The organism is Alkalihalobacillus sp. BA299 (genome assembly GCF_017745675.1).
Lineage (GTDB): Bacteria > Bacillota > Bacilli > Bacillales > Bacillaceae_F > Alkalihalobacterium.
Genome location: NZ_JAFLJM010000019.1, coordinates 15,868 through 34,951, shown reverse-complemented (window position 1 = coordinate 34,951; position 19,084 = coordinate 15,868). Strand labels below are relative to the sequence as shown.

16 protein-coding genes and 1 other RNA gene are annotated in these 19,084 nt (G+C 38.6%); all 17 read right to left on the bottom strand.

Annotated elements, in window-relative coordinates; all coding sequences use genetic code 11:
- Positions 1–186 precede the first annotated feature (186 nt).
- The 17 genes from J0N78_RS20550 to eno all read right to left on the bottom strand — a co-directional run bounded on the left by J0N78_RS20550 (position 187) and on the right by eno (position 19,043).
- Complete coding sequence (locus tag J0N78_RS20550; protein WP_209125005.1) at positions 187–978, bottom strand: 2-keto-4-pentenoate hydratase; 792 nt, start codon at positions 976–978, stop codon at positions 187–189.
- Positions 979–1,016: 38 nt separating this feature from the next.
- A complete protein-coding gene (locus J0N78_RS20545) occupies positions 1,017–1,883 on the bottom strand; it encodes an alpha/beta fold hydrolase (RefSeq protein WP_209125004.1) in 867 nt (288 codons plus the stop codon).
- Positions 1,884–1,947: 64 nt separating this feature from the next.
- Positions 1,948–2,880, bottom strand: a complete 933-nt coding sequence (locus J0N78_RS20540; RefSeq protein WP_209125003.1) for a DODA-type extradiol aromatic ring-opening family dioxygenase — start codon at positions 2,878–2,880, stop codon at positions 1,948–1,950.
- A 36-nt stretch (positions 2,881–2,916) separates the two neighbouring features.
- Positions 2,917–3,747: an FAD synthetase family protein gene (locus tag J0N78_RS20535; RefSeq protein ID WP_209125002.1), complete on the bottom strand. Its 831-nt coding sequence runs from the start codon at positions 3,745–3,747 to the stop codon at positions 2,917–2,919.
- A gap of 23 nt (positions 3,748–3,770) precedes the next feature.
- Positions 3,771–4,247: a flavin reductase family protein gene (locus J0N78_RS20530; RefSeq protein ID WP_209125001.1), complete on the bottom strand. Its 477-nt coding sequence runs from the start codon at positions 4,245–4,247 to the stop codon at positions 3,771–3,773.
- Positions 4,248–4,298: 51 nt separating this feature from the next.
- Positions 4,299–5,480, bottom strand: a complete 1,182-nt coding sequence (locus J0N78_RS20525) for an acyl-CoA dehydrogenase family protein (RefSeq protein ID WP_209125000.1) — start codon at positions 5,478–5,480, stop codon at positions 4,299–4,301.
- A gap of 327 nt (positions 5,481–5,807) precedes the next feature.
- Positions 5,808–7,655 carry a V4R domain-containing protein gene (locus J0N78_RS20520; RefSeq protein ID WP_209124999.1) on the bottom strand — a complete coding sequence of 616 codons (1,848 nt, stop codon included), beginning with the start codon at positions 7,653–7,655 and terminating at the stop codon, positions 5,808–5,810.
- A gap of 105 nt (positions 7,656–7,760) precedes the next feature.
- Positions 7,761–8,780, bottom strand: coding sequence for a 4-hydroxy-2-oxovalerate aldolase (gene dmpG / locus J0N78_RS20515; RefSeq protein ID WP_374193948.1), 1,020 nt, complete (start codon positions 8,778–8,780; stop codon positions 7,761–7,763).
- A gap of 17 nt (positions 8,781–8,797) precedes the next feature.
- The gene (locus J0N78_RS20510; protein WP_209124997.1) at positions 8,798–9,676 is read right to left on the bottom strand and encodes an acetaldehyde dehydrogenase (acetylating); all 879 of its coding nucleotides are present in this window, start codon (positions 9,674–9,676) and stop codon (positions 8,798–8,800) included.
- 43 nt (positions 9,677–9,719) lie between these two features.
- A complete protein-coding gene (locus J0N78_RS20505; protein ID WP_209124996.1) occupies positions 9,720–10,493 on the bottom strand; it encodes an IclR family transcriptional regulator in 774 nt (257 codons plus the stop codon).
- A 444-nt stretch (positions 10,494–10,937) separates the two neighbouring features.
- Positions 10,938–11,828: a nuclease-related domain-containing protein gene (locus tag J0N78_RS20500; RefSeq protein WP_209124995.1), complete on the bottom strand. Its 891-nt coding sequence runs from the start codon at positions 11,826–11,828 to the stop codon at positions 10,938–10,940.
- Positions 11,829–12,237: 409 nt separating this feature from the next.
- Positions 12,238–12,597: a transfer-messenger RNA gene (ssrA, locus tag J0N78_RS20495) on the bottom strand.
- Positions 12,598–12,900: 303 nt separating this feature from the next.
- Positions 12,901–13,368, bottom strand: coding sequence for an SsrA-binding protein SmpB (smpB, locus tag J0N78_RS20490; RefSeq protein ID WP_209124994.1), 468 nt, complete (start codon positions 13,366–13,368; stop codon positions 12,901–12,903).
- A gap of 482 nt (positions 13,369–13,850) precedes the next feature.
- A complete protein-coding gene (gene rnr / locus J0N78_RS20485) occupies positions 13,851–16,181 on the bottom strand; it encodes a ribonuclease R (RefSeq protein ID WP_209124993.1) in 2,331 nt (776 codons plus the stop codon).
- Between the two features lie 24 nt (positions 16,182–16,205).
- Positions 16,206–16,955, bottom strand: coding sequence for an alpha/beta hydrolase (locus J0N78_RS20480; RefSeq protein ID WP_209124992.1), 750 nt, complete (start codon positions 16,953–16,955; stop codon positions 16,206–16,208).
- A 404-nt stretch (positions 16,956–17,359) separates the two neighbouring features.
- Positions 17,360–17,590 (bottom strand): preprotein translocase subunit SecG, encoded by a 231-nt coding sequence (gene secG / locus J0N78_RS20475; RefSeq protein WP_209124991.1) that lies wholly within the window; start codon positions 17,588–17,590, stop codon positions 17,360–17,362.
- 169 nt (positions 17,591–17,759) lie between these two features.
- Positions 17,760–19,043: a phosphopyruvate hydratase gene (gene eno / locus J0N78_RS20470; protein ID WP_209124990.1), complete on the bottom strand. Its 1,284-nt coding sequence runs from the start codon at positions 19,041–19,043 to the stop codon at positions 17,760–17,762.
- Positions 19,044–19,084 lie beyond the last annotated feature (41 nt).

Genomic DNA, 19,084 nt, shown 5'->3' with positions numbered 1-19,084 from the left:
AGCTACAAATAAATGAAAGCGATAACTTCATTTATTAGGGAGGGAAGAACCCCATACTAAATGAAGTTAAACGGAATAAAAACTTCAGTGATTTATCAATGCTGGACATCTATATTTTTGAAAACGATTACATAACTTTTCTAAAAGAAGAAGAAGATAGGTAAGTATCTCCTCATTCTTTCAATGCTAAGAAAAAACCGCTTCAACTTTACCAAAGTTTTTGAATTCAGCTGTAAAACGATCGCCAGCTTCAGCGTTTACAGCAGCCGATAAAGCACCAGATAATATCACTTCATTTGCTTTTAAAGTTACACCATATTCATGTAATTTATTAGCAAGCCAAGCTACGCATGCTGCAGGGTTTTCTAATACATCCTTGCCTGTACCTTGGTTAATGAGTTCACCGTTTTTATATAACGACATTTCGACTTTTGGTAAATCAATGTCATTGATAGATATACGTTCTTGTCCTAACAAATAGAGTCCGCATGAGGCATTATCGGCGATGGTATCTGGCAGTTTAATCTTCCAATCTTTAATTCTACTATCTACGATTTCAAGTGCAGGAACCACATAATCCGTTGCATCTAATACATCTTCAATGGTTACTGATGGTCCTTGTAAATCTTTTTTTAATACAAAAGCAATCTCGCCTTCAATTTTTGGAGCGAATAACTCCTTCATCGCTATCATTTCTTTTCCAGTCACATCCATGTACTTAAACAAATGTCCATAATCTGGTTGATCTACACCAAGAAGTTGTTGCATTGCTAATGATGTAAGGCCAATTTTTTTCCCAACTATTTTTTGGCCATCATTAACTTTCTTTTCAATAATTTTAAGCTGAACATGATAGGCTTCTTCTACTGAAAGGTCAGGAACTAGCTCAGTTAACGGTGAAATTGCCTGATGTGTTTTTTCCGCTTCTAATAAACTTTCGTATGCTTGTTCTATCCGGTTTACTGTTTGATTACTCATAACAAAAACCTCTTTCTTTTTGAAGTGCGTTACTTCTTCTAATTTGATACTTTTACTTTTTGTTTAATAAAATCAATAATTGTGCTATTGAAATTTTCCACTTTTTCCCATTGCGGCCAGTGTCCAGCATCTTTAATGACCGTCAATTCACTACCTGGGATCATTTCTTGAATTGGCTTAGCTTCTTCCACCGTAGAAGTAGGGTCGTGATCTGTCCATGCTAACAATGTTGGGGCCTTAATTTTTCCACACCATGATGGATCCCATGAATAAAGTTTTCTAAACTCTAAATCTTGTAATGCAACAATATGATGAACCGCCTCTTGATACGAAGGCTGCGTATAAATATTGTAACGAGCTTCAATTAACTCTTCCGTCACTTGAGATTTATCATACATTAACCATTCTAAGCGATTTTTTACATTTTCATAGTTTGCTTCTAATACCGCTTTAACGGTAGACTCTTTTAATTTTGCCATAACTTCTGGCTTATTATTGACATTTCCTGGTGTATTCAACACTAAAGATAAAACATATTCAGGATGTTCTGCAGCAAACCAAGCAGCTACCCATCCACCTAAAGATTCACCAGAGATGTGAGCTTTTTCCATTTCAAGAGCTTGAAGGACACCAAGCAGGTGCTCACTGTAAAGATCAATTCCGTATGGACGATCAGGTTTTGCTGTATAACCATGACCGACCATATCAATACAAATCACTCGAAAATGTTCACTTAGTCCGCGAATGTTACGAGCATACGCTTCGATATGTCCTCCAGTACCATGTAGCAAGATTAATGGCTCTCCAGAACCCGCTTCTAGTACACGAGTTTTAATTCCCGCAGCATCTAAATAATACATTTTAAATTCAAGGTCTGCTAAACCATTCCACATTGATGTTGACATTTATCATCACTCCATTTTTTACTTATTTTTACTGTTGTATTATTATTCGCTGTTAGAAAATTGCTTACTTTTTAAATTGAACAATTGCCATACCCGTTACCCACTCTGGAATCGGCTCATAATAAGCAACTTCAGCTTTGAAATCTTGCAATGCACCTAATAATACAAGCCAGTTCCGGATTTCCTGTCCACCGTTTCCACCATTGTCTTCAATATAAGCAGCATCCCATTTACGTAAAGCATCCGCATTACCTGATGAAACCAAATCTAAAAACTCACGATCCCACTCTTCGTTTACTGGACCAGATACTAGGCTAGTCACACGACTTTCACGAACTTTCAAGTATTCGTCTAACTGATCAATTTCTTGACGTCCATTTTTCAATACATGGATTAAATTTTGATCCTCAGGTTTTTCACTGTCGATTTTCGGAATTGGCACCCAGTGAGAAATTCCACCAGAAGCAACTAGAGCGACTTTTTTATCTGTATCCCAAGAGTTAATCGCTTTACGAAGCACTTCGCCAACTTGGAAGCAACGATCCATTGTCGGTAATGGTGGTGCTGCTGTATTCACTGCAATGGGTACACAAGGGACTTCTAATTCTTCATTTAAGAAATAGATTGATTGTGTATGTCCATGGTCTACTTTCATTCTCATTGAAAAAGCAAGATCTAGATTATTTTCTAAACCTGTATTCAAAATATGTTTTGCTAAATCTTGCTGAACAGGGATTTCGTATTTCGGAAGTTTCCAATCTCCCCAGCCTTGACACTCATCAATGCCGACTGTAAACGATGGCATATGATCGTAGAAATAGCTATTAAAGTGGTCGTCAGATACTAAAATAAGTACATCTGTCCCCTCTTCTTTTAACCATTTGTTCATCTCACCTGCCGTTGATATAAACCGTTGTCCTTTTTCTCCACCTGCCTCTGGATTTGTCATGATCATTGGACTATGTGACATTGCTACGCCCGCAATAATTTCTGCCATATCAGTTACTCCTTCTTTTAAAAATTAATAAATTTATTAATAAACATTTGCTTGTGTGATTAACTCTTTTTCATTAATTGCCATTCGTTTTTTCCACACAATTGAAATGGGGCTCTTCATTTTTACAATCGGAAGGGAGTGCAAAGGTTTCAATGAGCCGTCTTTCGTTACAACTAACTGACATTTCAGCTCATCCGCCCCGTTTTTTATTCCCACCTCATAACTGCCCTGTTGAGGTATTGCATAGTGTAAATGTGGTTTAAGGACCGTTCCGTTCAAATCACACTTCATTTCATACAAATGACCAAGAAATTGAGGTAACTCATTAAACTCTCCAGCTAAAATCCGTTTTCGAATGCATGTCGAGCTAATCTTTTCTCCGCGGTATTCGATCTTATCTACCTTTGTGACATTGATTATTCCATTTGAATCAGCTTTTAATCTATCTAAATTACCACTTCCTCGAAATCCATAGGAAAAATCAAAACCTGCGATTGCATGGACAACCTTAAGATCAACCAAATATTGCGCTACGAACTCCTCTGGTGAAAGTTTAGCAAACTGTTTATCAAACTTTATAAGATAAAAAGTATCGACACCGAGCATATTTAATTTTTCTATTTTTTCATCGATTGGCATTAAATGCTGAACTTGTTCCTTCCCATTGGATACCACCGTTTTTGGGTGTGGCGTAAAACTCATGACCGCTAGTGGTAACCCGTGTTTATCAGCAATCGAAGCCGCCGTTTTAATGACTTGACGATGTCCATTATGAAGCCCATCAAAGTATCCAAGTGCCATAACCGTTGGTATCGCTCGTTCTTGCCAATCACGCAAATTTTTCTGATTGATATAAACGGTTTCCATACAATCACCTTTCCTCTCTCAATCTATGAAACAGCAGTCTCTTCTTTTTCCAAGGAACGATATTTTCCGCTATAGAAAAGAAGAGGATCTTTCTCTTCAAGATGAATATCTGTTACTTTGCCAATAAACAAAGTGTGATCTCCTTCAACATGTTCTGCTGAAACCTCACAAGCGATTTGGGCTACAGCCCCAGACAAAACAGGTTTGTTATCTAAACGGTCGAATGTTACTTTACGGTTTTTAATTTGTCCTGCAAAAATCATCGACATTTCTTGTTGGTCTGCTGCTAAAATATTAACCGTAAAAATGCCACTCTCTTGAATTTTTTCTAATATACGAGCCTTTTGCCCGATGGAAATTACTACTAGCTTGGGATCGAGTGAAACTGACATAAATGCATTAGCTGTCATGCCATGAACTTCTCCTTCAACCTCCGTAGTAATTACTGTAACTCCTGTAGCGAATTTCCCCATTGCTGTTCGAAATTGACGATCATCCATAATTTACCTCCGTAATAGCACATAATATTCTTTCCAAGTAGGGAGTGACTGTTAGCCGCGAACTCCTCCATCAAATCCAAATAATTCTTTACCATAAGCTGCAACAGAATCTTCATAAAGTGATGTTTTATGTGTAGCAACAGATAAAATATCACGAATAAATAATTCCATTGCCCCACCTTTATATAGAGCACCGCCACCTAATGTCATTAGGGAACGAACTGCGATGTCTACGCAATTTTTGATAAGCTTAGTACGAATAGCAAAAAACTCTGAGCGCGGAATTTCAACGCCTTTTCTGCTTTCTTCAAGTAAATCGATATATTTAACCATCATAGCCTCAGCCGCGTGGAAATCCATCATCATTTCTGCTAATACCCGTTGGCTACGCGGTGATTCACTTTCACGTATTCCATCAACGAGACGAACGCGTTTTTCTGTTTGTTCCTTAAATTCTTTTAGAATTCTTTCAGCACCACCTAAAGCAACACTTGGGAAACCAATGTAGAATGCTGGGAAGTAAGGAACATCGTAAAATGGGTAATCACGATCATAATCCGCATCTGGTGGTTGACTTACTTTATCGATTTTTTCTAAACGTAAAATTCGCTCATTTGGTATATATACATCGTCCACAATAACTTGGTTACTTCCTGTTCCTCGAAGTCCAAATGTATCCCAATTTTGAATAATTTCTACTTCTTTTCGTGAGAAGATCGGCATACAGATTTCAGGCTTTTCTTCACCTGGGAAGTGCATTGAAACCCCTAAACCAATCCAGTCACTGTAGTTGACACCGCTTGCAAAGTTCCATGTACCACTGACACGGAAACCATCGCCTTCACGCTCTGCCTTTCCAACAGCCGCGAACACATCACAGATTAGTCCTCCTTGTTCAACAATCTTATCGCGTTCTGCTTTTGGAAGAAGTGCTGGCAGTGAATTGTGTAAAGGATATAAATAGGCAAGCCATGCTGCAGAAATATTGTAATTTGCTACTTTTCGAATGATTTTAGAAAACTGATAAAAGTCTATTTGTGGAAAACCATAGTCTTTCGGTAACAATAACTTTGAAAGTTGTGTTTCTTTAATTAGATTGATAACGTTTTCAGAAACTGTTGAATTTACTTCGGCTTCTCTAGCTTCTTGTTCGGCTAAGCGTCCAACTTTTTCTGCACCTCCTAGAAGGTCTTCAAATGTTAGATTTTTTTGCTCTGCTGTTGTATTTACCATAATTTTCACCTCTTTATTAATAGGGAACTAATCCCTTTGATCTGTGGATTGTTTAACATAACCACAGTGTTAATAGTGTCAATCTCTTTGATGTAACTTCATTGTATGTAATTGTCGAAATTAACTCTAGAACAAAAATTGTCTATGAAATAAATTAATTAAGACAATTTTTGTTCATTTTTACACTTTAAGAAGTTTAACTTCTTTAGTGAGTAAACCCCAGCCGCTTGTTATTTACATAAAAAATGCTATGAGCGTAATTACTCATAGCGTTTTTTTCTACTGATTGAACTTTTTAATTTTATGCTCGTTAAGACTAACACTTCCCTATTGAAACGACAATTCTTCAATCACAATCAACGATTTAATAATGAGTAATAGTTGATGTGCTTCGTATGGATCACGAAGGTCTTTTTGAAGGATATTTTCAATCTTATGAATTCTATGTCGTAAACCGCTCATCGATAAAGCAAGATCATTCATGGTCTGCTCTAACTTTCCACCATTCAGTAAAAAGAAATAGAGCGTTTTCAACAATTCAAACGATTTAATGTCATCTAGTTGGGATAATGGTCCAAGCTCCTGCTTTGCGATCGACCGAATACTGTTAATATTTTGCGAGTTGATTAATATCCCTATAATGCCTAGTGATTGAAATGGAATAACTGGCTTTTTCGTCGTTAAGCGTAGAGCAACGAGTGCCTCTTCATACCCTTTATCCGCATTAGATGGATCATCAACCATGTTGCTAATTCCTATTTTGATTCCCGCTTGTGGATACTTTTTATCAAGGAACTGATAAAACTCATTCATAACAGGTTCAATATTCGTTTTTTCTGTAGGGAAATAACAAACAATTTTTTGATCTTTGTGACCGACCAGCATAGTTTGTCCTTGGTCGTAAAAATAACGAACCGTCATATCATAAAGCTGTTCTTGAAGGATAAACTCCTTTTGAACAGAACAGTTATTTTCTTTATATGACAGTACCGCAATATAGTATGGTTGTGACAAGTCAAGACCTGTATAGGCACCTCTTTTTAAAATTTCATCGGTTGTAAACTTCCCCTCTAAAATCGCTTCTAAAAAGTTCCCCTTCATTCGTTCAAATGTTTCAAACTTGGTTTTCTCGTTTAACAACACTAACGAAACAGCATTTGCAAACCGATCGAGAAACAAAGAATCTTTCTCCTGTTGAACGTCTTCATCATCCTCATCATAGATGAACGAGCACCAACCTAATATTTCTTTTTGAACAAGTACTGGTGCTAAGAGACGTTTTTGGTTGCCTGTTACAATTAAATTTTTCTGGAATGGCAATAATTCTTTTGAGATATGCTTCGTAGCATATTGCTCGATGTCATCTTTTAACTCCTGATACCGCTCCTCAGTCATCCCTGAAAAAGCAACTGTACGACCATCTTTACTTTCAGCAATCACTGGAATTTTAATCGTATCATATACCAAGTCGACAATCGTATCTATATCATGACCTTTAATCACTTCGTCTGTAATTTTCTTTTGAAAATCTGATAACTGTGTTATAAAGTTTTTCTGTTCTAATAATTGATCATACGTATACTTTAATTCATTAACGATCGTTGTTTGATTGTAGATCTCTAGTGCTTCTGGCATTTCCTCTGCCCATTCTTCCTTCGTTTTTACAACCCATCTGCACTCATCATGTCCTTGGGCAACACAAGAGATCTCTTTTGCCAATAGTGGATGACCAAAAACAGTCGACATAAAACCGCTCGCATAACCTATTAACGTATGACAAACGGGTGTTTCTGAAATCCCTGACTGCTTTAGATACTCTTCCGCTTCATAAGAGCCATACCAGGCCCCTTGTCCTAATACCTTCTTGAAGTTTTTCTGTTCGTCAAACTCCACCTTGCAATCATGGCGGAACCCACGGATATGGCCATTTTTAACGTGAAGAATTGGGCCATTTTTAATAAGCTTATCGAGCGCTGTATCACTTTTCATCGCGACCTTGCCATCTTGTGCGCCCATTTCCCAACCGTAGTGAAACAAAAAGCTTTTGACACGTTTGGTACCAATATTTCTTCTCAGATTTTCTCGTATTAGACCAAAGGCTGAGGAGGAAAAAGTAATTTTGCGCTCCGTTTTTATCTTTGTACTGTTAATTTCTTCGACTACACTGATATTCATACTCATCTCCCCCATACTTACCGTCATTTCATTGAAAGCGCTTACTTTAGAAAATAAAAGAAAGAGAGAAAACGAGTTTCTCTCATTTAATTATAAACGATTTTATTATACGAGTGAATGTTTTGCTTTTGCAATCTCAGCAGCTACGTCTAAGATCATATCTTCTTGCCCGCCAACTACTTGGCGTTTTCCAAGCTCTATTAAAATATCACGTGAGTCTATACCAAATCGTTCCGCTGCTCTTTGTGAATGTAATAGAAAACTAGAATACACCCCAGCATAGCCAAGGACTAAGCTGTCTTTTGTGATTTCCTGTGGCTTTGGTAAAATTGGGGCGACAATATTTTCTGCCACATCCATAATTTTATATAAATCAATGCCACTTTCGATCCCAAGACGCTCTAAAACACCTACTAATACTTCTGTTTGCGTGTTACCCGCTCCAGCTCCTAGACAGCGAATACTTCCATCGATACGTGTAGCTCCTTCTTCGATTGCCGCTAATGTATTGGCCATCGCAAGCGATAAATTATTATGGGCATGGAAACCAATTTCTACCGATAAATTGTTTTTCATGGCACGAATCCGTTCTTTAACTTCATGCGGTAATAACGCACCAGCTGAATCAACGACATAAACGATGTCTGCCCCGTAGCTTTCCATTAATTTCGCTTGTTCGACAAGCTTATCTACTGGGGCCATATGCGACATCATCAAAAAGCCGACGGTTTCCATACCAAGTTCTTTTCCAAGTGCGATATGTTGCGGGGCCACATCCGCTTCTGTTACATGTGTCGCGACACGAACCATTTTTGCCCCTAATTGGGCTGCTTGTTTTAACTCTTCTTTAATCCCAACCCCTGGAAGTAATAACACGGAAATCTTCGCATTTTTTACAACGGATGCAGCGGCTTCAATTAACTCCAGGTCATTCGTATGAGAAAGACCGAATTGTAAAGAAGATCCCCCTAAGCCATCACCATGTGTAACTTCTATATATGGAACATTAGCTTCGTCTAAAGCTTTTGCAACACTTACCACCTGATCAACTGTAAATTGGTGTTTAACTGCGTGACTCCCATCGCGTAGAGCTACTTCTGTAATATATAAATCTCTTTTCGTCATAATCATTCTCCCTCTCCTTAAGCATTCGCATGAATTTTAGTTTTTGCCCATTCTTCTGCTACCTTAACCGCTGCAGCAGTCATGATATCCAAGTTTCCTGAGTAAGCTGGAAGATAATCTCCTGCTCCTTCCACTTCAAGGAAAACGGTAACTTTATTATCGTCAATGATCGGTTCTTGTCTTAAACGGTAACCTGGAACATATTCTTGGACGACCTTAACCATTTCTTTAACAGACTTCGTAATCGCTTCCTCATCAGCTTGGTTTTCTACAAGACAATGGATCGTATCGCGCATCATGATTGGTGGTTCAGCTGGATTTAAAATAATGATCGCTTTTCCTTTTTTTGCACCACCAACGGTTTCAATGCCTCGCGCAGTAGTTTTTGTGAATTCGTCAATGTTTGCTCTCGTCCCTGGACCAGCGCTTTTACTTGAAATCGTTGCGACAATCTCTGCATATTCAACCGATTGTACTCGATCGATTGCATGAACAATCGGAATTGTTGCTTGCCCCCCGCAAGTAATTAAATTAATATTTTCAGTATTTAAATGTTCGCTAATATTTACAGCTGGAATAACTGCTGGGCCAACAGCTGCTGGAGTCAAATCCAACACTTGCTTGCCTGCTTCTTTTAACAATTTTGCATGACGGATATGCGCTTTTGCTGAAGTCGCATCAAATACGATATCCGCTAAATCAGGTTGCGCCAAAAACCCTTCAATCCCATTATATATGGCTTGGTAACCTAACTCTTTTGCTTTCTTTAAGCCATCTGATTCAGGATCAATCCCAATCACGGCTGTTAATTCCAAAACGTCAGATCGTCCTAATTTGATCATTAAGTCTGTACCAATATTTCCTGAACCAAGAATTGCTACTTTTACTTTTGCCATGTTTCACTCTCTCCCTTAGCCTTTTTTGATTTTATATGAAAGTCTACAGCTGTAAACTTGGTTTATATCCCATTTGTCGTGAAATTGCATCAGCTGCCAATTTAATATGGACTATGACATTAGTTATTAGCTCATCATTAAATCGAGTAATAGGAGCCGCACAACTAATAGAAGCAATCGCTTCCCCTTTATGGTTAAAAATTGGAGCGGCCACACACCTTAGTCCAATTTCAATCTCTTCATCATCCATTGCATATCCTTGCCTTTTCACTTGTTTTAGATGCTCTTTAATTTTTTCTTTATCTGTCATCGTTTTGTCTGTAAACGGTGTCAAAGTCGTCTCTGATAAAAGCTGATCGATTTCTTCTTCTGGACGAAAAGCCAAAATCGCCTTTCCGACTCCAGTACAGTGAATGGGTGCTCTTTTTCCAATTTGTGAGTACATACTCAATGAATGCGACCCCTCCACCTTTTCAACATAAATGACCTCGCTCTGATCCAAAATCACTAAGTGAACGGTTTCTTTTAACTTCTCTACAAGCTCTTGAATGTATGGACGAGCAATTTTTCCGATATTTAAATTATTACTAACTGAATTACCTAGCTCAAATAGCTTCATTCCCAACTTGTACTTTTGATCCTCTGGGTTTTGCGTGAGAAAGCCTTTATATTCTAAAGTTTTAATAATCCCGTGAACGGTACTTTTGGAAAGACCTGTATTTTGACTAATCTCCTTAATACTCAGCTCAGCAGAGGATAGAAATAACTCTAAAATTTCTGCAGCTCTTATAATAGATTGAATGTGACGATCACTCATTTAAGCACCTTCTTTGTTGTACTTTTTCAATTGTTCGACATTATCGAATGCCGTTCGTAAAATTACTGTTGCTTTAAGAATAATAAAACTATGATGAAGTGTCAAGAAAATTTCAGAAGTTTTTGAATGAGTAATACATCGTGTGGACTTCACAAATGACAGACTCTCTTTAATTGACCACTATCACGCGACTTACTAGGATTTTCTTAATATGATGTCCTATCGGTCGATGTCCTGCTTTTACTATTCCCTCAGCTTGAGTGTGATTAGAGACGAGTAATATCTATTTGTGAGTACATTGCTTGATCGGGGATTATTTGTGATATACAGATTTATTTTATTTGTGCTATTGATGATTGCATTGGAATTAAGGCAGGAAAAATATAACATGAGTGAGCGGGGGCTTTAAAAGAGATAGGAGAAATGTTTTATCTAGGAAGAGCGTTATTCTAGCGGGAGATCTAATTTGTATTTTCGGCCTTTTGTTTCTCCAGAATGTTTAAGATTTAATTCCGAAAGCAGCTTTGTGGCAATTGTACTCGATGAAATACCGATGAAATCTCTGAACTTTTGATTCGTTATCTTAGTCTCAATGAGAAGAGCATAGTCATTCAAGGCAAGTTTATGAGCATAACTGGACCGATGTTGACATTTTGAACAGTACCAATAACCTCTTTTCCTGGTCATGGTGATTTCATTACATTCTTGACAATGTACACCTTTTAAAAGTTCTGTTTTTAAAATTCCATATTGTTTTAGGAAATCATGTTCTAATGGTACATGTTGCTTTAATAGTGTATTTGTAATTTTTTTTAATACTTTTACATTAAGTAATTCTTGCTTATGCACTCTATTAAGGTTGGTTATTTTGTATGGAAGTGATGCAGCATGGACGACTTTCATATAGGGTGCTGCTTTGATAATTGTGGAAGGATTGCTGATTACTATCATTGACTCGATCGGGAGCTCGGGATATTTTTGTTTGTTCCACCAGCCTTGCAGTTGCTGTTTTTGTCTTCTAACTTGCAATAGTGGGTCTGGAAATGCTTCTTCTTTATCATTTATCAATCGAATAAGTTGGTGAAAGTTCTCGTCAAAAAATAAGGTTCCAGAAATGTTTTTTACTTCGATTATAAGAATGAAGTTTGTTGATAAAAGTAAAGTATCTATTTGAAAGTATCTGCCTTCATTATCGGAAATTCTTATATCGTGGAGAATAATGTATTTTTGCTTATCTAGAAAGGATAGGTGAAAATCAATAGACTTTTCGCCATTGTAACCTGCAATGCTTTTAGCCACCTCTTCTGCAATTTTACCCCTTTTAGGATGGTTCATGGGTAACCTTCTAAGTAGAGCTTTGAGTTTTTGAATTTTAAGGGGAATTCCTCGTTCCTTCTTAATCAAATGATCAACTCCTCTTCCTTTTTAGGGGAAGATTTCTTCAAAATTAATAAAATATCCTTCATGTTTTTAAATTTTTATAACTTCTTAACAAAGGCGATACATTTACTTCAAATCAGTGAGTTCAAATTAGTGGCTTCATATAATCTTCATATAATCTTCTCGTAAAATTTAGTCTAATTTAATTATTTAAGTCTAAACGAAATTTATTAAGTCTAACTTAGCAAATTTAAGTCTAACTCTCACTTTTTAAGTCTAAATCCAGATATTTAAGTCTAACGTTATTTTGAAGTCAGCTAAACGAAAAAGACCACCTAACACGGTGGTCTTTTTCACGTTATTTTGGTGGAGACGGCGGGAATCGAACCCGCGTCCAAGAATGTCGACACTTAAGCTTCTACGAGCATAGTTACTGTATTAGCATTTCGCACTTACGTCGGCCCAGTAACAGGCTTCGGTAAGGCTAGTCTGATTGTTCTCTTCCTTCGTCCTCAGACGGAGGACAGCCGGCGTAGCCCACTTAGAGTGAGTCCCGATCCCTACCACATGGGCGATGGAGGGTGGAACCGCAAAGCGCTATTAAGCTGCTACTGCGAAGTTATTGTTAGTTTTGCCAGTTATTGGCTTTGGCGTTTTAACGAGGCCGACCCCCTCGACTCGCAACTTAAGCTCAACCCACCCCTGTCGAATCCAAAACGTCCCCAGATTATAAATAGCTTGATGCGCCTTTTTCAGACACAACAGCTAGAAACAGAAGTTAGGCAAAAGAGCCAGTTGTAATCCAGAAGCGATCATCTCGCCGTCTGGAATTACATTATAGCATATTTGGACTACTTTTCAAATGACAATTTATTCCATACGTCAGCATTAATGCCAGCATCAAATACCAACTCAGCACAAACGATGAAACCTAGTCCCCATTGTCAAAGTGAGCCATCAATATCAAACTCTTCAATAACTAAACTTAGCACATCTCTAAACGACAAAGTTAGTGTGTAGCTTGCGCTTATACTTTTTGCTTATCACGAAATGCGCGCTCAATTTCACGCTTCGCATCTTTCTTTTTCAGGTCCTCACGTTTATCGAACTTTTTCTTCCCTTTGGCTAATCCGATTAACACTTTAGCAAAGCCATTTTTGATGTACACCTTTAGTGGTACGATGGAATAGCCTTGTTCCTTTGATGCACCGATAAGTTGGTTAATTTGCTTTTTGTGCAGCAAAAGCTTTCTCGTCCTCAATGGATCGTGATTATATCGATTGCCTTGCTCATAAGGACTGATGTGCGCATTCCATAAGTAAATTTCGTTGTTTTGTATTTTCGCAAACGCATCTTTTATATTCATTTTGCCTGCGCGGATCGATTTAATCTCTGTTCCTTGAAGGACCATCCCAGCTTCAAATGTTTCTTCAATATGATAATCATGGGATGCCTTTTTATTTTGAGCAATGACATTACTGTCTTTTTTCGCCATTTCTCATACACCTACCAATTTTTGTGTCGTTGTAATATTATATCAAATTCACCGTAGAATTCATATAGAATAGTACAAACAAACGAGGCTGCGGATATTTATGAAAATAACGTACGTAGTGTCCGCCAAAATTCGAAACTAGACAATCATCACAAGAAAAGCGGAAGGTGTCTGCTTATCGGCGACAAGCGCTGGAGGACCAGCAATTAGTTTCCTGCTTTTGGACACGTTTGATGGACCGAAGCGACCTCGAGCCGATGACACCTGCAGCTAGACAAGAAAAGCTCAAGCGCCCGTTTACCGACGTACGGACTGGGCTGAGCCGTAGGAGATAAAGGAAACACGATGAACGGGTAGTGAGTCGATGTTGACTTATCGTACGGCGGCGAGGGAAGTCTCGCTAGTCGGTGGGTGCTGCAGCTAGACAAGAAAACCGCATTGGGAGATCTATCCAATGCGGTTTCACCTCTTTCTTTTAGTGATTAACGTTTTTTCTTTTTTCCTTTATTTCGTTTGCTTCTCGGTGCATTTTCATAAAAACCTTTTTTCTTCCGCTTTCCTTTGTTTTTCTTATCTTTTCCGTTTGCAGCACCAGGCTTTCCAGCTTCGTCACCTTTCTTCTTCCGCTTTGGTCCAACGATGACTTTAGGTGATGCTTTACGCTCACGCTTCTTCGACGGCTCTTTCATGCCGACGATTTCAAAATCAATCGACGACTCTTCAACGTTTACGTTAATACAACGAACTTCTAGTTCATCACCAATTCGGAACACATTCCCGGTGCGTTCCCCGATCATGGCATATGCGCGTTCGTCATAGCTATAATAATCATCCGTCAAATAACTGACGTGGACGAGACCTTCAATTGTATTTTCGAGTTCAACGAAAATCCCGAAATTCGTTACGCCACTAATGATCCCCATAAAGGTTTCGCCAATTTTATCTTCCATAAACTGCGCTTTTTTCACTTCGTCCGTTTCACGTTCTGCATCAACCGCTCGACGCTCCATTTCAGATGAATGCTTTGCAATTTCGTCTAGTCGATGCTTCCAATGACTTTGTGTTTTTTCATCAGTTTTTCCTTCAATTAAATACGTACGGATCAAACGATGAACGATCAAGTCTGGATAGCGGCGAATCGGTGAAGTAAAATGAGTGTAAAACTCTGTTGATAAGCCGAAGTGACCTAAGCTCTCTGGATCATATTTTGCTTGTTGCATCGAACGAAGCATCACCGTACTAATGACCGTTTCTTCTGGCTCACCACGTACCGCTTCTAGGAGTTGCTGTAAAGCCCGTGGGTGAATATTGTTCGCTGTTCCGCGCACAACATAGCCGAAATTGGTAATGAACTCTAAAAATTTATTGAGCTTATCCTCTTTCGGGTCATCGTGAATACGGTAAATAAACGGAAGCTTTAACCAGTGAAAGTGTTCAGCAATCGTTTCATTTGCTGCTAACATAAACTCTTCAATTAAGCGTTCAGCTACAGAACGCTCGCGAATAACCACATCATTCGGCTTTCCTTCTTCATCTACTAACACTTTCGCTTCTTTAAAATCAAAATCAATTGCTCCACGCTCAAACCGCTTTTTCCGCAAGATATCAGCTAATTCACCCATTTGTTTAAAAAATGGAATGAGTGGTTCATAACGCTTTAGCACTTCTTCATCTTCTTCTTGTAAAATTTTTCTCACATCGGTATACGTCATTCGTTCCGTAGTTCGAATCACACTTTGGAAGATGTCGTGACCAACGATTTGCCCGTCTGATGTAATCTCCATTTCACACGATAACGTCAGGCGATCAACTTTCGGATTCAAACTACAAATTCCATTGGAAAGACGGTGTGGGATCATCGGAATCACTCGATCCACTAAATACACACTCGTTCCACGCTCTTCTGCTTCAACGTCAATCGGTGAACCTTCTTTTACATAATAACTTACGTCTGCGATATGAACACCTAACTTATAGTTACCGTTTTCGAGTTTTTCAACATTTACGGCATCATCTAAGTCTTTCGCATCTGCTCCGTCAATTGTAACGATCGTCTGATCACGGAGGTCGCGACGATTTTTTAATTCATCTGGATCAATTTCGTCTGGAACACTCTCCGCTTGATCGAGGACGTCTTGTGGAAATTCCTGCGGTAATCCGTGCTTGTGTATGATCGATAAAATATCAATTCCGGGATCATTTTTATGGCCTAATATTTCTGTGACTTCCCCTTCGGCACTATTGCGCCCTTCTGGGTATCTTGTAATTTTAACAACGACTTTATGGCCTTCAGCCGCTCCTTTAGAAGCTGTTTTCGGGATAAAAATATCATTTGGAATACGCTTATCATCGGCTACAACCATGCCATATTGTTCGTGGTCCATATATGTACCAACGATTTGTTGCATACCTCGCTCGATAATACGAATGACACTGCCTTCTGGTCGCGTCCCTGTTGATTTTGGATGCAAACGAACGAGAACGATATCGCCATTCATTGCTCCTCCTAAATCGCTTTGAGAAACATAGACATCTGTCTCTCCCTGTACTTCTGGAATGATAAAAGCAAAGCCTTTCGCATTGCCTTGCACTTTCCCTTTGATTAAATTCATTCGTTCTGGCACACCGTAACGATTACTACGTGTACGAACGATAAGCCCTTTTTCTTCCATGTGATTTAGTACTTTTACAAACTCTTTAAATTCGCTTGAGTCCGTTAATCCAAACGCTTCTTCTAATTCGGAAACAGTTAATGGCTTGTACGCTTCCTCTCGCATGAAAGCGAGAAGACGCTCAATTTTTTCTTCATTCATACCCTACACTCCTTTCATCTGTTTTTATGAGTGGGTCCAATCTAATTTTTCTAAAAACTGTAATATATCCTCGTGCAGTTTTTCTTTCTCTTTATCTAGCGTTATCACGTGAGTGGAATCCTCGTACCACTTAAGCTCTTTTTCATCACTTTCCACATGTTCAAAAATAATATTTGCACTTTCAATATCAATCATTTCGTCATGCCTCGCTTGCACGACCATGACAGGTGCATAAATGTGATCAAGGTGCTGTCTTACATCATGCATAAGCTGTTGCAGAGCATTTAACGTTTGCATTGGCGTTTTTTTAAATTCACTCATTTCTTGCTCAATTTGCCCTTCACTTTTTTGTTCCCGACGCTTGTATTCCCTCGCATATTCTAAAACACCTTCATACATCGCTACTTCCGTCTTCGGATTCACCGGGGCACACATCGGTATAACGCCCTTTACCGGTAAAGTGTAGCCGACTTTTAAGGAAAATACACCTCCGAGTGAAAGTCCACAAACTGCAATTTCTTCATATCCTTGGTCTTTTAATAAGTGATAACCGCCTTCAACATCCTTCCACCAGTCGTCTGGCCCAGTATGGACAAGCTCTTCCGGCGGAACACCATGACCCTTATATAACGGAGCATGGCATGTATATCCGTTTTCCTGTAAATATCTTCCTATCATTCTGACATCAGCAGTATTTCCTGTAAATCCGTGAAGTAGTAATACCGCACGTTTTCCACCTTCAAAAGTAAATGATTTTGGGGCAACTATTTTCATTCTTACCTTCCTCTTCATTTCACAGACCTCAATCTATTCTTAGTTTCACCTGAATTGACTTTCTCTATTAAATATGTGAAAAAGTATTTATTCACTATCTTTTCCAGTTCAGGATCAATCTAAATGTATGTCTGCTTTAATTTTTTTAAAATTATCCTATTTTCCGTATTACCGAAAAAGTATTTTATAAAACCAAAACATTTCTAAATTGGTCCGATTTTCCAATTTACGAATTTATAAAGAAAACCCGGCAGCAGTGCCGAGTTGTTTTTAGGTTAAAAAACACATTTCTAATCACGATTGAAAAAATGTAACGGCTTTATAAGGCGGTTTATGAAAAAGTGATTCAAACTCCTTAAAGGCAAAGAAAAGCAGTGAAGGCTCCTTCAGCTGCTTTCGTCTTTTTACATAAAATATGCCACAGCAATGGTTAATACAAAGAACAATACAGCAAGGACAACCGTTGCACGGTTCAGCACAGCATCGATACCTCGAGCTTTTTGCTTACCAAGTAACTGTTCTGCTCCCCCAGAAATCGCTCCTGAAAGGCCTGCACTTTTACCAGCTTGTAGTACAACAACAGTAATTAGTCCAATTGAAACAATAATTAATAATACCATCATTAACGTTTGCATTGAATCATCCACCTCCAAGCACAATATGCGCTTATACTAATTTATCATAAAAGTATAGGTAGTGACAACTACATATGTAGTGTGATTTGCCGGAGTTATTATACAGTTATGTGAAAACGGACTAAAAAAGAGACTGAAATCGAAATCTCAGCCTCGTTATTGTAAGTTTTTATTTGTTTAAGTTATAAAATGCTTTTTTTCCACCGTATTTTGCAACGTTTGCTAGATCATCTTCAATGCGAAGAAGCTGGTTGTATTTCGCTACACGGTCCGTACGTGAAGGAGCACCTGTTTTGATTTGGCCCGCATTAGTTGCTACGGCAATGTCAGCGATTGTGCTATCTTCAGTTTCACCTGAACGGTGGGAGATAACTGCTGTGTAGCCTGCACGTTTTGCCATTTCGATTGCATCAAACGTTTCTGTTAATGTACCGATTTGGTTCACTTTAATGAGGATTGAGTTTCCAACTCCTTTTTCGATACCTTCAGAAAGCTTTTCTGTGTTTGTAACAAATAGATCGTCACCAACTAATTGAACTTTTGTTCCTAATGCATCAGTTAGCTTTTTCCAGCCATCCCAGTCATTTTCGTCTAAGCCGTCTTCAATTGAGATAATAGGGTATTTTGACACGAGGTCACTATAGAACTCGATCATTTCTTCTGATGTTTTCACAACACCTTCACCTTCAAGGTGATATTTTCCATCTCTGTAAAGCTCAGAAGAGGCAACGTCAAGCGCTAAAACAACTTCTTCACCTGGCTTATAACCAGCTTTTTCAATTGCTTCAATGATCGTTTGAAGCGCTTCTTCATTTGAAGATAGGTTAGGTGCAAAACCACCTTCATCACCTACAGCAGTGTTTAAGCCTTTTCCTTTTAATACTGACTTTAAGTTATGGAAAATTTCTGTACCCATGCGAAGACCGTCTTTGAACGTTTCTGCACCAACAGGCATAACCATGAATTCTTGGATATCGACGTTGTTATCTGCATGCTCCCCACCGTTTAAGATGTTCATCATTGGTACTGGAAGAGTTTTTCCGTTGAAACCACCTAAGTACATGTATAGTGGCATACCTAGCGCTTCTGCAGCTGCACGAGCAACAGCCATGGAAACACCTAAGATCGCATTAGCACCTAATTTACCTTTATTGCTTGAACCATCAAGCTCGATCATATATTGGTCAATACCAAGTTGGTCTAGTGCATCCCAGCCGATTAATTCAGGAGCGATTTCTTCATTAACGTGCTCTACTGCTTTTTGAACACCTTTCCCCATGAAACGCTCGCCACCGTCACGAAGTTCTACTGCTTCGTACTCACCAGTAGATGCACCACTTGGTACTAAAGCACGGCCCATAGCTCCAGATTCTAAATATACTTCCACTTCAACAGTTGGATTTCCACGAGAGTCAAGCACTTCGCGTGCATAAACATCAGTAATTGTTGTCATTATAAGTCATCTCCCTTATTTTTCAATTCATACGATAATAG

Coding starts and splice junctions, on each gene's coding strand:
- J0N78_RS20550 (WP_209125005.1), bottom strand. CDS start 978: ATGAGTAATCAAACAGTAAACCGGATAGAACAAGCATACGAAAGTTTA.
- J0N78_RS20545 (WP_209125004.1), bottom strand. CDS start 1,883: ATGTCAACATCAATGTGGAATGGTTTAGCAGACCTTGAATTTAAAATG.
- J0N78_RS20540 (WP_209125003.1), bottom strand. CDS start 2,880: ATGGCAGAAATTATTGCGGGCGTAGCAATGTCACATAGTCCAATGATC.
- J0N78_RS20535 (WP_209125002.1), bottom strand. CDS start 3,747: ATGGAAACCGTTTATATCAATCAGAAAAATTTGCGTGATTGGCAAGAA.
- J0N78_RS20530 (WP_209125001.1), bottom strand. CDS start 4,247: ATGGATGATCGTCAATTTCGAACAGCAATGGGGAAATTCGCTACAGGA.
- J0N78_RS20525 (WP_209125000.1), bottom strand. CDS start 5,480: ATGGTAAATACAACAGCAGAGCAAAAAAATCTAACATTTGAAGACCTT.
- J0N78_RS20520 (WP_209124999.1), bottom strand. CDS start 7,655: ATGAATATCAGTGTAGTCGAAGAAATTAACAGTACAAAGATAAAAACG.
- dmpG (WP_374193948.1), bottom strand. CDS start 8,780: ATGACGAAAAGAGATTTATATATTACAGAAGTAGCTCTACGCGATGGG.
- J0N78_RS20510 (WP_209124997.1), bottom strand. CDS start 9,676: ATGGCAAAAGTAAAAGTAGCAATTCTTGGTTCAGGAAATATTGGTACA.
- J0N78_RS20505 (WP_209124996.1), bottom strand. CDS start 10,493: ATGAGTGATCGTCACATTCAATCTATTATAAGAGCTGCAGAAATTTTA.
- J0N78_RS20500 (WP_209124995.1), bottom strand. CDS start 11,828: ATGAACCATCCTAAAAGGGGTAAAATTGCAGAAGAGGTGGCTAAAAGC.
- smpB (WP_209124994.1), bottom strand. CDS start 13,368: ATGGCGAAAAAAGACAGTAATGTCATTGCTCAAAATAAAAAGGCATCC.
- rnr (WP_209124993.1), bottom strand. CDS start 16,181: ATGAATGAAGAAAAAATTGAGCGTCTTCTCGCTTTCATGCGAGAGGAA.
- J0N78_RS20480 (WP_209124992.1), bottom strand. CDS start 16,955: ATGAAAATAGTTGCCCCAAAATCATTTACTTTTGAAGGTGGAAAACGT.
- secG (WP_209124991.1), bottom strand. CDS start 17,590: ATGCAAACGTTAATGATGGTATTATTAATTATTGTTTCAATTGGACTA.
- eno (WP_209124990.1), bottom strand. CDS start 19,043: ATGACAACAATTACTGATGTTTATGCACGCGAAGTGCTTGACTCTCGT.